Raw genomic sequence first — 12,507 nt, 5'->3', positions numbered from 1 at the left:
CTCGCTGGTTGCTGGGTCATCGGGCGGCCGCTCGGGCAGCGGGGGACGCCGCCAGGTAGGCGACCGCCTGCTGAGTCGAGCCCTCCTGGGTCGGGTGGTAGCCGGGGCGGAAGTAGCGCAGCACCGAGCGGGCGAACGCGCCCGGCCGGGGCAACAGGTCCTTGCGGGCCGCGGCCAGGTAGTCGCGGAAGCGGACCTTGACCTGATCGTCGAGTTCGGGGTCGGCGCTCATCAGGAAACGGACTCCGCGGATCCACAGCCGGGTCAGCACCGGAGCGGTGACGAGCATGCCGACCACTCGGCGCCGGTACCGGGGATCGAGGTGCACCAGCAGGTCGAACGCGACCGAACGGTGCTCGACCTCCTCCGCGCCGTGCCAGCGGAACAGATCGAGCATCGCGGGGTCCGCGCCGGCCTGGTCCAAGTGCCCGTTGCTGAGAATCCAGTGACCCATGTACGCGGTGAAGTGCTCGAAGGCCGCTATGAGGGCGAGCCGTTGGAGGAGGTGCTCGTGGGTGGCGGCCGGCGTCAGCTCCGGCCGGTCTCCGAGCACCCTTCGGAAGATCCATTCGGACTGCAGGGTGTACGGAGCCGGGTCCAGCCCCTTGGTGAGCAGGTGCTCCAGGACCTCCTGGTGCGCCTCGGCGTGCACCGCTTCCTGGCCGATGAAGCCGCGTACGTCCTCGCGCAGCCGGTCATCGGTGATCAGTGGCAGCGCCTGCTCGAAGGTACGCACGAACCAGCGTTCGAGTTCGGGGAGCATGAGGTGGAGCACATCGAAGGTGTGGGTCGCGAAGGGCTCGCCCGGTAGCCAGTGCAGGGGGGTGGTGCCCCAGTCGAAGGTGACGTCCCGGGGTTGCAGCACCAGGTCGTGGTGGTCGATGGGCTCGGACGGATGCTGCGGGCGGGCATGTGCGGCTCGGAACATGGCAGGTCCTCCATCAGCGATCAGTGTGTGCGAAGGGGCGGTCAGGCAGTCGTCCCGTACTGCCGGTGTGTCAGATGGGGCGCGCTGTGTCCGGATTGCGGCGGGAGCCGTCTTCGATGCGGTGGGCGAATTCCGCGATCCGGGACGCGACCTCCTCGGGGTGGCTGAGCTGTACCCAGTGCCCGGCGTCGATCGGGCGCCGTTGTATCCGGCGCGTCCAGTGCTCCACTCCGTACGACAGCACCGGGGTGACGCAGAAGTCGCGGGTGGGGATGACGAGTTGGATCGGGACGGTGGTCGGCCGGTCCCGGGGACGCAGTAGGCGGGGCAGCATGTTGGCGCGGTACAGCGCGGTGCCGGACACGGCGTCGCGGGCCAGCGTCGGCGCGGGGTAGGGGGTGTGCCCGGGCATGCCTTGGGAGCCGGTGAGGAAGGCGCGCCAGCGATGTCCCAGTGCTCTCCAGGTCAGGGCGGGCAGGAGTGGGAGATGGAAGTAGGCGATGTACCAGGACCGTGCGGCCTGCCGCAGCATCTTCGGCAGATCCGGATGCCGCGGGCGAAGGCGGGCCCGGATCAAGTGTCCGACGTGGTCCAGGCAGGGCCCGGAGAGGGAGGTGAACGAGGCGATCCGCCCGGCCAGGCGCGTGCCGGTGACCGACTCCCAGGAGTGGATCGATCCCCAGTCGTGTCCGACCAGGTGCACCGGGCGGTCGGGGCTCACGGCGTCGAGAACCGCCTCCAGGTCGGCTTCCAGGCGGGACATCCAGTAGGCGCGCAGCCCCCTGGGCCGGTGGGAGGCACCGGCTCCCCGCACGTCGAAGGCGGTGACGTGGAAGCGATCGGCCAGGCGCTCGGCGACCGGGCGCCACACGGCGCTGGTGTCCGGATAGCCGTGGACCAGCACCACCGGAGGAGCCGTCGACGCTCCCCATTGGTAGGCGGCCAACTCCACGCCGTCCGCGCCGTCCACGGCGATCCGGCGGGCGGCCGGGCTGGTCACCGGCCACCACGGGCAGCGGTCAACTCGCCGTAGTTCAGGCCGCCGTGGAAGAAGCTGGGCAGCACCGGCCACTGCCGCTTGAAGGGGGCCAGCTCCGAGGAGGGCAGGATCTGCAGCCAGCGCGGATCGCGCCGGCCGGGGTCGGCGAGGGTCTTCTCCTTGACCATCGAGTCGTACTGGTCGAGGGAGTCCTCCAGGGTGTTGGCGTTGGGCACCACCTCATGGCCGTAGAACGCGGCGTGGCGGCGCACCCCGGGGATGCGGGAGAGCCCGGGCTGCCAGTTGTCGGCCGAGATGCCGTTCTCGGAGGAGACCCACACCCCGTCGGGGGTGTTCAGCACCAGGGAGTGGTTGCCGTCCGTGTGGCCGGGGGTCCACAACAGGCTGACGCCGACCCCGAGTTCGACATCGCCGTCGAAGGCGGTGACGCGCTCGGGCGGTACCCCGTCCATGCCTCCGTCGACGTACCAGGCCCACTGCATCGGATGCATCGACTCGAAAGTTCCCAGCTCCTTGCGGTGCACCAACAACCGGGCGCGCGGGAACAGCGCTTCGCGGGGCGCCCGTTCGCCGGGAATCGTGCTGGTACTTCCCGTGATCATGCGCACGTCCTGGACGTGCAGGTGGTCGAAGCTGACGAAGTCGACGTCCTCGGGTCGTAGACCGCAGGAGGGCAGGACGGTGTTCGGGTCCTGGTAGTAGCGGGCGAAGACGTGCTCGGTGAGAAAGTCCCCGGCCAGCCGCTTGAGCTGGGCGTAGAACGGCGCTTGAGCCGTTCCGGCGGCGACGGTCGGCTCCCACACCAGTGTTCTCGGCTCACCGTCGAAGCCGTCGAACTGCACGACGAGCATCCGGTTGACGATGCTCACGAACGGGTTGACGGCGAGCGCGGCGCCGTGGAAGCCGAACCGGGTCGGGTACGGGGCGGCGGCGATGTCGAAACTGCGGACGGCGTGGATGCGGCCCTGCTGGACGAACCGCTCGCGGTAGGTGGCCGCGGCGCCGCGCACGGCGCGCAGCCGGTCACCGCGGGGCCATACGTCGTGGACACCTTCGAATTCGGGGATGGGACGCGGAGCGGCGACGTCCTGGGCCTTCGTCGCGCTGGGCGCCGGCTTGGGCGTGGTGGTCACGGGCTCATCCTTCGGGCAGGCGGGCGGTCCGGGTGCGCTGCTCGTACGCCGCGCGGACCGACCGGTCGGACAGGGCGGCGAGCTGGTCGGGGACAAGGAGGTGATGCAGGGCGTCGCGGGCACGGCCCGGCAGTAGCGCGGCCAACCGGGTCAGGGCGGCCACCTGACGTGGGATGAAGACCTCGAACCGCGGGCGCAGCACGACGCCGAGCACCGCGTCGGCCACCTGATCCGTCGTCAGGCGTCGGGTGGGGCCGGTCGCGGTGCCCACGGCCAGCTCGGTGTCCACGACGCCGGGCATCACCAGGGACACGTGCACGCCGGTGCCGCGCAGTTCGGCGCGGACGGCTGTGCTGTAGCCGTGGAGGGCGTGCTTCGTCGCCGCGTAGGTCGCCTCGCCGGCCGGGGCGACCTTGCTGGCGGCGGAGGCGATGTTCACGACGTGGCCGCGACCGCGTTTCCGCATCCCCGGGACCACGAGTTTCATCCCACGCAGTACGCCGTGGACGTTGACGTCGAACTGGCGCAGGGCGGCTTCCTCCGGTTCCTCCTCGAAGGGGCCCACCCACATGACTCCGGCGTTGTTGATCAGTACGTCGATCGGCCCCAGCCGGGTCTCGACGGCGCGCAGGAAGTCTTCGAAGGAATGTGTGTCGGTGACGTCGAGAGACAGCCCGAGCAGTCGGCCACCGGGACGCGCGCCGAGGGCGCCGGCCGTCTCCCTGGCGAGCTCCGCGTCGAGATCGCCGATCGCCACGGCGGCTCCGGCCGCGGCGAGCCGGGCCGCGACGGCACGCCCGATTCCGCGGCCCGCCCCGGTGACCGCGATCACTCGGCCGGTCAGCGGTTGCGTGCGGGGGAGCCTGTCGCGGTCTCTCCGGCTGGACGTGTACGGGTACCTGGGCGGTGCTGCCACGGTCGTCGAGCCCCTTCCTTGCCCTGAGCATGAGCGGAACGCTGAGCGGCAAGCGGCCCCCAAGCGCATTCTGACACGATGCTATGTCAGATGAACTGACAAGCTAGAGTGTCAGTTCAGAGCACACCGGTGTCAACACCTCTGCGAAGGGGAAAAATGACCGGCACACAGACCGCCGGGCGGCGCTACGGCGGACGCGATGCGGCGCAACGACAGCAGGAGCGCCGCACCCGCCTCATCCAGGCGGGCCTCGACCTGTTCGGCACGGCCGGGTACGCCTCGGTCTCCGTCAAGCAGGTGTGCTCGCACGCCGGACTGACCGAGCGTTACTTCTACGAGTCGTTCCGCGATCGCGAAGACCTTCTCGCCGGGGTCTACAACGAGCTGATCTCTACGATCACAGCCGAAACCGCGCAGGCCGCAGCCGCTGCCGCACCCGATGTCGACGCCCAGCTGCGCGCCGGCCTCGAGGTGTTCATCCGCACACTGGCCGGCGACGCCCGCAAGGCCCGCCTGGTGCTCATCGAGGTCGTGGGCGCCAGCCCTCGCCTCGAAGTGCGCCGCCGCGAGGTTCTGCACGAATTCGCCGCAATGGTCGCTGCCGTCGTCTCACCGCTCCCTGGCCCGGAAGCCTCCTCCAACCGGCTCACCATGACCGCGATGAGCCTGGTCGGCGGAGTCAACGAACTCCTCGTGGACTGGACACTCGGCCACCAGAACGCCACCGTCGAAGAACTGGTCGACCTGTGCCACACCCTGTTCATCGCGGCCTACCGAGCCGTCAGCGATCAGCCCTGATCACTCAGGCCCGGATTCCTTCAGGAGCTTTCCGCGCCGGACCAGTCCTTCTCTCCGTAGACGAGGTGGACGGGGCCCTTGACTTCGGGATGGCGCGAGCGGGCAGCGATGAGGCTGGGCAGGTTCTGGTACGCACGGCCATGGCGACGTTCGGTCAGCCGGGGCGGCTGCCCACCTCGAGGAGCTCGTCCGCGTAGTCCGCCCGCAGTACGGTAAACCGATCGGTTTCCGGGCGCAAGCCCGCCAGAGCACCCGGCTTCACCGGGGCGTTCCGTACCCGTGGATCCCTGGTATGACGAGCTCTCCTCCTGTCTGTCCCGCCTGATCGATGTCGGCTTCGTCCAGGTCGAGTTGGAGCTGAGGCCCAGCTTCCCGACAGTGTCGTAGAGCCACTCCGGGACGGTGTCGGGCGTGAGGTGGAGGCGGAGGGCGGACGCTGACTTCCCAGGACGAGGACGGTCGGCAGCGCGGTCAGTGCGAGAGCCTTCCCGAGCGGCAGGCGCAGGCGGATCGGCACGGACGTACGGGGAACGGCGTGGCGGCCTCTCGTCGGCCGGACGTAGTGGGGTCCTATGGCCTCGCCACACAGGTCGGGCGACCGGTCGGTCATTCCCCGGCCCTCCCCGACGGCTCCTCGGTGTCGTCGGACGTGTTCACGGGCCCCACGCCAGGGCCAGGAGGCCCTGCCTCAAGTGATCTTCGAGCTCAGAAAAGGCGAAGGCGCCATCCGGTCAACTCGTCTCCGCCTGAACCTCTCCGGCTCGGGCTTGCGTGCGGAAACCGATCAGTTTACGGTGGGGAAACTGATCGGTTTCTCGCCGTGAAGGCGAGTCTCGAACCCGAATCCCGAGGAGTACGGATGACTGCCGCGCGCGACGCCGAAGGGCAACCGACGGCCCCCGTTCCCAGGCTTCCGGCGAAGCTGGCCGCCCACCCCTCGGTACAGGCTGTACTGGCCCGGCGCAGGGCCGGTGACGCGGTGAGTCCGCCGGCGGTGATCGACGCGGAATGGCTGCGCGAGCTGTGTCTGGCGGCCGGTGCGGACGACGCCGCGGCGGTCAGCCTGGACCACCCTGACCTGGCCGGAGAGCGCGAGCACGCACAGTCCGCGCTGCCCGGCACCCGCACCCTGATCGCGATGGCGGTCCGGATGAACCGCGACAACCTGCGCACCCCGGCCCGCAGCGTGGCCAACCAGGAGTACCACCAGACCGACGAGCAAGCCAACCACGCCGCCCGCAGCGTCACCCAGGCACTCCAGGACATCGGTTACCGCGCACTCAATCCATCGGTCGGCTTTCCCCAGGAGATGGACCGCTTCCCCAGTGAGCGGATCTGGGTGGTGGCGCACAAGACGGTCGCGGTGGCCGCCGGGCTCGGCGTGATGGGCCTGCATCGCAACGTCATCCACCCGAAGTTCGGCAGCTTCATCCTGCTGGTCACCGTCCTGGTGGACGCGGAGGTGAGCGAGTACGGGCAGCCGCTGGACTACAACCCCTGCATCGACTGCAAGTTGTGCGTCGCCGCCTGTCCGGTCGGCGCCATCGCCAAGGACGGCGCCTTCGACGCGCTCGCCTGCACCACGCACAACTACCGCGAGTTCATGAGCGGGTTCACCGACTGGGCGCAGACCGTGGCCGACAGCGAGGACGCCGCCGACTACCGCTCCCGGGTCACCGATTCCGAGAGCGCCTCCATGTGGCAGAGCCTGAGCTCACCCCCCGGCTACAAGTCCGGCTACTGCCTCGCCGTCTGCCCCGCCGGCGAGGACGTCCTGGGTCCCTACCTGGACGACCGCAAGAACTTCATGGACACCGTCCTGCGGCCGCTCCAGGACAAGAAGGAAACCCTGTACGTCCTGCCGGACTCCCACGCGCAGGAGTATGCCCGGCGCCGTTTCCCCCACAAGCCCGTCAAGGAAGTCACCGGCGGCTGGCAGCCCCCGGCGAAACGTTCCGCGTCCACCGACCGAGAGACACGTACGCCATGAGTGGCATTCACCCCTCCCGGGTCCTGCGCGCCAAGCCCCTGTGGATCGCGAACGGCGTCATCACGGGCGTACTCGCGCTGCTGTTCGCCGTGTTCTACGTCGGCGCGAACATCGATCCGGCCGATCACCTGACCAAACTGCCCGTCGGTCTGGTCAACGCCGACAAGGGAGCCGCTGCCGGCGGCAAGCACGTCAACCTCGGGGCGCAGATCACCGACTCCATCAAGAAGTCGACCGCGAGCGGGGACAAGATCGACTGGAAGGTGATGGACGAGAAGGAGATGAAGGACGAGCTCGGCAAGGGCAAGCTGTTCGGCGCGCTCGTCGTGCCCGCCGACTTCACCTCCTCCACCACCGCACTGACCGGCACCGCGCCCACCGGGACCCCGGCCCGCCCGACACTGACGGTGCTGACCAACCAGTCCGCCGGCAGCCTGGGCTCCGGCCTGGCCCGAACGGCGACGACCCAGGCGGCCGAGAACGCCTCGCTCCAGGTGGGCAAGGAGCTGGCCGCCCAGACCGGGACCGCGCAGGCGAAGCTGCCCGCCGCGGCACGCGTCCTGCTCACCGACCCGGCCGCCGTCACGGTCGAGGACGGCCACCCCCTCGACTCGCACAGCGGCCTGGGCATGACGGCGTTCTATTACGCGCTCACCCTCGTGGTCGTCGGCATGCTCTCCGCCAACGTCATCAGCGGCCAGGTCGACCACGCCCTCGGCTACACCCACAACGACATGGGCCCCGTGCGCCTGCACCGTCCACTGATCCGGGCGACCCGGGTGCAGACCCTCACCATCGGCATCACCCTCATGGCCGGTCTGTCTCTGCTGATGGGAACCCTGGTCATGGCCGGCGCGGTCGGCCTCATGGGCATGGACGCCTCCCACCTGCCGCTGCTGTGGGTGTACTCGGTGTGCGCCGTCGCGGTTTCCGGGATCGGTGCACTCACCCTCCTCGCGGCCTTCGGCACGCCCGGCATGCTGGTGGTCACGCTGGTCTTCATCGGCATGGCGGTGCCCACGTCCGGCGCCACCACCCCGATCGAGGCGTTGCCCGGCTTCTACCGCTTCCTCGCGGAGTTCGAGCCCCTGCGGCAGATCACCGGTGGTATCCGCTCGATCCTCTACTACGACGCCCAGGGCGACGCGGGGCTGACCCGGGGCTGGGTCATGATGGCGGTTGGTCTCGTGGCGGCCGGACTGTTCGGCTTCGGCGTACTGGGGTGGTACGACCGCGAGGGACTGCACCGCATCCCGGCGGAGACGAAGCCCGAGAAGACCGCCGTCCCGGCGTAACGGCAGGTCACCCAAGACGAGCCATTACTCGGAGCGATCCCGGAAACCGATCGGTTTTCATTTCGTCCGCTTCGGGTTAACCTCGCGGTATGACCACCGAAGTGAAACCAAGCCCCAGAGAGCGACTTCTGGAGGCGGCGGCCACGCTCACTTACCGAGACGGCGTCAGCATCGGCGTCGAGGCACTGTGCAAGGCGGCGGGGGTGTCGAAGCGCTCCATGTATCAGCTGTTCGAGAGCAAGGATGAACTGCTGGCGGTAAGCCTGAAGGAGCGCGCCTCCGCCTACGTGGCAACCCTCCTGCCTGCGGCGGACGACGGCCGGTCACCCCGCGAGCGGATCCTGCACGTCTTCGAGCGGATGGAATCGCAGGCTGGGACGCCCGAGTTCCGAGGCTGTCGGTACCTGGCCGTGCAGATCGAGCTCAAGGACCAGAGTCACCCCGCGAGCCGGGTCGCCCATCAGGTCAAGGCGAACCTGACCGGCTTCTTCCGCGCCGAGGCCGAGCAGGGCGGGGCGGGCGATCCCGATCTGCTGGCCCGGCAGCTCAGCCTGGTCTTCGACGGCGCGAGCGCCCGCGCGGGAATCCAGGCCGACAACCTGACCGGGCTCGTCGCGCCCACACTGACCACCCTGCTCGACACGGCGGGCGTGCGCTGACGCATCGCCCGTTCAGGAAACTCCCTCACTTCCCGGCACTCGCGGGAAGCCCGATGGCCGTAAGCGTGCTGCCCAGCATGCCGCAGGCGAAGAAGCTCGCGGTCTTGTCGGCATCAGCACCCAGCGGCTGGTGCACGGTTTCCCAGATCCTCACCGCGGAGCACCTGAAGACCCTGACCCGGCTGATGGGCGGCGGCTACCGGGGCGCCACCGACCAGCTGGAAACCCTGCTCGGACGCCCGCCGAAGACCGTGCGCTGGGCGTTGGAGAATCATCCGCGCATCCGGAAGCTGGCGGCTGCCTGAGCCGCTGACCGGTCCGGGGCAGAACGAGAACGGGAGCTCCAGCGATCGATCGTCCGGAGCCCCGCCCTGTTACGCGTGGACCTTGTCCGGCAGTACTCGGCGAAGCGCGCTGCCCACGGTCGGCCCGGCTTCTGATACCTGACGCAGGTCAGCGCTCTCCAGGTAGCGATGGCTCTGCGGAGGATGGAAGGTCCCCGCGGCACGTAGCGCGCCAAGCGTCACCGGCTCGTCGAAGGGCACGGAGTCCGGGCCGTTCTGGTCGTCCGGGTGCGCGAGGTCTCTACCTGCTGCGTCGGCCAAGTCTCAAGTCGCCTCCGAACCGGCACCGCACCACCGCACCCTACGGAGCACCCTCGATCACCCCCGCCAACCACCCCAGCTGACGCCGCACATGCACCGCGTCCCCACCCTCATGCCCATTGAACGGATACGCGTGGATCTCCTTGCGCGCCTCCGTCTCTGCCCCCGCCTCCGCCCCCGCCAACTCCCCATAGCGATTGAACGCCCCGTACACCCCACTCGGCGGACACACCGTGTCCCGCAGCCCCACGCCGAAGTGGGCGGCGGCCGAGGCCCGTCGGGCGAAGGAGATGCCCTCCATGTAGGACAGCGTGCGATACGCCTCGCGCTCAGCGCCCCGGTGGACGGAGAGATACGCGGCGATCTCCCCGTACGGCCCCGCATCCGTGAGGTCCAGCGCCCGTCGGATCCCGCACAGCAGCGGAGCCGTGACCAGCAACGCCGCCACATCGGGAACGAGCCCCGCGACAGCCAACGCCACCCCACCCCCCTGACTGTTGCCGGCCGCGACGATCCGCCAGGCGTCCACGCCGGGCAGTACCCGCACCGCCGCTACCGCCCGCACCGCGTCGGTGATCAGGCGCCGGTAGTGATAGTCCTCGGGCGTGAGCAGCCCGCGCACGGCCGGCCCGGGCCCGCCAGGCGCCCCGGCGTGCGGATCCGGGGTCTCCCCGCCGCACCCGTACTGGTCGCCCTGGCCGCGGTTGTCCATGAGCAGATGCGCGTACCCGGCGTTCACCCACGTCAGACGCTCATGCGGAAGCCCGCGTCCGCGCCCGTACCCGGCGAACTCGACCACGGCGGGAAGGGGTTCGTCGACGCCGGTGGGACGGCTGAACCACGCCCGCACCGGGTCGCCCGCGAAACCCCGGAACGTCACGTCCCAGGTCCGCGTCAGCCGGAGCCCCGTCTCCACCGGCCGCACCGACACCAGCGGATCCGCCTGCCCGGCCTCCTTCAGCGTGCTCAGCCAGAACGCGTCGAAGTCGGCGGGCTCTTCCAAGTCCGGGTGATGGCGCTCCAGTTCCGTCAGCGGCAGGTCGAACGCGGGCACGGCGGCACCTCGCAGGAGTCGGTGGGCATCCAGAAACTTGCGACGGACAACGGGCGGTAGCCCCAGGGGCCTACCCAGGTTCGACTGGGTTGCAACGCGGCACAGACGCCCCACCTGGCTGCCGCAGCACCCATTGACAGCGCTTTCTGGTGCCCTTAGGTTGCCGCGAAGTTACCGGTAAGAGCTCGAAAGTTTCGGTTCCGCGTCCCTGCCCACGGGAGGCCCGAGCAATGAGCACGTCCACCACGTCGGCCCCGCCGGGCACCCAGGACCCCCCTCCGGCACGGGCCGCACCCCGACGCGGCACACGGGTTTCCGCCCGGACCGGCTGGCGGCGGGCGCTGCGCCGCGACTGGCAGTTGTACTCACTGGCGATCCTGCCGCTGCTGTTCTTCCTGGTCTTCCGCTATCTGCCGATGATCGGCAACGTGATCGCCTTCCGTCGCTTCGAGCCCGGAGGGTCGATCTTCGGCGAGGAGTGGGTGGGGCTGCGCTATGTGCGGATGTTCCTCAGCGATCCCACCTTCTGGCAGGTGTTCCGCAACACCCTGTGGATGGGCGGGCTCACGCTCGTCTTCTGCTTCCCGATTCCGATCGTGCTCGCGCTGCTGCTCAACGAGGTGCGCCGGCGCTCCCTGAAGCGGTTCGTGCAGTCGGTGTCGTACCTTCCGCACTTCCTGTCGATCGTGATCGTCGCGGGCATCACGATGCAGATGCTGGCCAGCGACGGCCCCGTCAACCACGTCCTCGGCTGGCTGGGCCACGAACCGATCCGTTTCATCCAGGAGCCCGAGTGGTTCCGCACCATCTACGTCGGCTCTGAGATCTGGCAGACCGCCGGCTGGGGCACGATCCTCTACCTCGCCGCCCTCACCACGATCGACGAGGACCTGTACGAGGCGGCGCGCATCGACGGTGCCAACCGCTGGCAGCAGATCTGGCACGTCACCCTGCCCGGCATCCGGCCCACCATGGTCACGCTGCTGATCCTCAACATCGGCACGTTCATGGCGGTCGGGTTCGAGAAGGTGCTGCTGCTGTACAACCCGCTGACCTATCCGACCGCCGACGTGATCTCGACGTATGTCTACCGGGCCGGTGTGGAGTCCAACAGCTTCAGTTACGCCGCCGCCATCGGACTGTTCGAGGCGATCATCGGCCTGGTGCTCATCACGTCCGCCAACCAGCTCTCGCGTCGCACAGTGGGGACGAGTCTGTGGTGAAGCCGAGTCGTTCCTACCGGGTCTTCCAGGGCGTCAACGGGGTGGTCCTCACCCTGGTCGTGCTGGTGACGCTGTATCCCTTCACCAACATCCTGGCGCGGTCCTTCAGCGGGGAGCGGCAGATCCGGGCCGGTGAGGTGACCCTGCTGCCCAAGGGGTTCAACCTCACCACGTACAAGATCGTGTTCCAGGACGAGATGTTCTGGCGGAACTACGGCAACACCGTGCTGTACACCGTCGTGGCGACGGCCGTGGCCATGGTGCTGACGACGTGTTACGCCTATGTGCTGTCGAAGAAGCACCTCAAGGGCCGCGGCGTGCTCGTCGGTGTCGCCGTGTTCACCATGTTCTTCACCGGCGGCCTGATCCCGAACTACATCCTGGTCACCAGCCTCGGCCTGAAGAACAGCGTCTGGGCGATCGCGCTGCCGAACGCGATCAGTGTCTTCAACCTGCTGGTGATGAAGGCCTTCTTCGAGAACCTGCCGGCCGACCTGGAGGAGGCCGCGCAGATCGACGGCCTGAGCACGTACGGCATCCTCCTCCGGATCGTCCTGCCGCTGTCCAAGGCGGTCGTGGCGACGATGGTGCTCTTCTACTCGGTGTCCTTCTGGAACTCCTGGTTCAGCGCGTTCCTCTACATGGACCAGACCGATCTGATGCCGGTCACCGTCTACCTCCGCAACCTCATCCAGGGCGCCACCGGCGGCGGCAACGCCGGTGCCGGCACGGAGCAGCTCAGCCAGGTCGGCGCGAACATCCAGTCCGTCACCATCGTCCTCACCGCCCTGCCGATCCTCTGCGTGTACCCCTTCGTCCAGCGCTACTTCGTCTCGGGCGTGATGCTCGGCGCGGTCAAGGGCTGACGCCGCCTCCTCAACTCGCTTACGGAACAAAGGAGTCTCC

General features: G+C 68.9%; 13 protein-coding genes and 1 pseudogene. 8 read left to right on the top strand and 6 right to left on the bottom strand.

What is annotated here, in order from left to right; all coding sequences use genetic code 11:
- Window positions 1–16 precede the first annotated feature (16 nt).
- From OG542_RS09215 to OG542_RS09200, 4 genes are all read right to left on the bottom strand, one after another.
- Window positions 17–928, bottom strand: a complete 912-nt coding sequence (locus OG542_RS09215; protein ID WP_328409812.1) for a metal-dependent hydrolase — start codon at window positions 926–928, stop codon at window positions 17–19.
- Between the two features lie 70 nt (window positions 929–998).
- The gene (locus OG542_RS09210) at window positions 999–1,928 is read right to left on the bottom strand and encodes an alpha/beta fold hydrolase (RefSeq protein WP_328409810.1); all 930 of its coding nucleotides are present in this window, start codon (window positions 1,926–1,928) and stop codon (window positions 999–1,001) included.
- Entirely contained in the window at window positions 1,925–3,061 is a 1,137-nt protein-coding gene (locus OG542_RS09205) for an MBL fold metallo-hydrolase (protein ID WP_328409808.1), read from the bottom strand. Before OG542_RS09205 ends, OG542_RS09210 begins: the two co-directional genes overlap by 4 nt.
- Window positions 3,062–3,065: 4 nt before the next feature.
- Window positions 3,066–3,977 (bottom strand): SDR family oxidoreductase, encoded by a 912-nt coding sequence (locus OG542_RS09200; RefSeq protein WP_328409806.1) that lies wholly within the window; start codon window positions 3,975–3,977, stop codon window positions 3,066–3,068.
- A gap of 156 nt (window positions 3,978–4,133) precedes the next feature.
- On the opposite strand from OG542_RS09200, the gene OG542_RS09195 reads away from it, so the two are divergent.
- Entirely contained in the window at window positions 4,134–4,775 is a 642-nt protein-coding gene (locus OG542_RS09195) for a TetR/AcrR family transcriptional regulator (protein ID WP_328409804.1), read from the top strand.
- A gap of 38 nt (window positions 4,776–4,813) precedes the next feature.
- On the opposite strand, the pseudogene OG542_RS09190 reads toward OG542_RS09195, so the two are convergent.
- Window positions 4,814–4,983 (bottom strand): annotated as a pseudogene (locus tag OG542_RS09190) (alpha/beta fold hydrolase); the annotation flags it as partial.
- Between the two features lie 484 nt (window positions 4,984–5,467).
- Here OG542_RS09190 and OG542_RS09185 point away from each other — a divergent pair.
- From OG542_RS09185 to OG542_RS09165, 5 genes are all read left to right on the top strand, one after another.
- A complete protein-coding gene (locus tag OG542_RS09185; RefSeq protein ID WP_328409802.1) occupies window positions 5,468–5,599 on the top strand; it encodes a hypothetical protein in 132 nt (43 codons plus the stop codon).
- Between the two features lie 35 nt (window positions 5,600–5,634).
- Entirely contained in the window at window positions 5,635–6,765 is a 1,131-nt protein-coding gene (locus OG542_RS09180) for a 4Fe-4S binding protein (RefSeq protein WP_328409800.1), read from the top strand.
- Window positions 6,762–8,060, top strand: a complete 1,299-nt coding sequence (locus OG542_RS09175) for an SNG1 family protein (RefSeq protein WP_328409798.1) — start codon at window positions 6,762–6,764, stop codon at window positions 8,058–8,060. The genes OG542_RS09180 and OG542_RS09175 overlap by 4 nt, the downstream gene beginning before the upstream one ends.
- A gap of 89 nt (window positions 8,061–8,149) precedes the next feature.
- The gene (locus OG542_RS09170; protein WP_328409796.1) at window positions 8,150–8,719 is read left to right on the top strand and encodes a TetR/AcrR family transcriptional regulator; all 570 of its coding nucleotides are present in this window, start codon (window positions 8,150–8,152) and stop codon (window positions 8,717–8,719) included.
- A 53-nt stretch (window positions 8,720–8,772) separates the two neighbouring features.
- Complete coding sequence (locus OG542_RS09165) at window positions 8,773–9,024, top strand: hypothetical protein (RefSeq protein ID WP_328409794.1); 252 nt, start codon at window positions 8,773–8,775, stop codon at window positions 9,022–9,024.
- A gap of 340 nt (window positions 9,025–9,364) precedes the next feature.
- Here OG542_RS09165 and OG542_RS09160 read toward each other — a convergent pair whose 3' ends face one another.
- Complete coding sequence (locus tag OG542_RS09160) at window positions 9,365–10,378, bottom strand: acetylxylan esterase (RefSeq protein ID WP_328409792.1); 1,014 nt, start codon at window positions 10,376–10,378, stop codon at window positions 9,365–9,367.
- Between the two features lie 230 nt (window positions 10,379–10,608).
- On the opposite strand from OG542_RS09160, the gene OG542_RS09155 reads away from it, so the two are divergent.
- Both OG542_RS09155 and OG542_RS09150 read left to right on the top strand, forming a co-directional pair.
- Complete coding sequence (locus tag OG542_RS09155) at window positions 10,609–11,601, top strand: ABC transporter permease (protein WP_328409790.1); 993 nt, start codon at window positions 10,609–10,611, stop codon at window positions 11,599–11,601.
- Window positions 11,595–12,467, top strand: coding sequence for a carbohydrate ABC transporter permease (locus tag OG542_RS09150; RefSeq protein ID WP_328409788.1), 873 nt, complete (start codon window positions 11,595–11,597; stop codon window positions 12,465–12,467). The genes OG542_RS09155 and OG542_RS09150 overlap by 7 nt, the downstream gene beginning before the upstream one ends.
- Window positions 12,468–12,507: the final 40 nt, after the last annotated feature.

Origin of the sequence: Streptomyces violaceus (assembly GCF_036014075.1) — a bacterium.
Lineage (GTDB): Bacteria > Actinomycetota > Actinomycetes > Streptomycetales > Streptomycetaceae > Streptomyces > Streptomyces violaceus.
The sequence above is the reverse complement of the archived record's forward strand: the minus strand, read 5'-3'. Positions and strand labels throughout refer to the sequence as shown.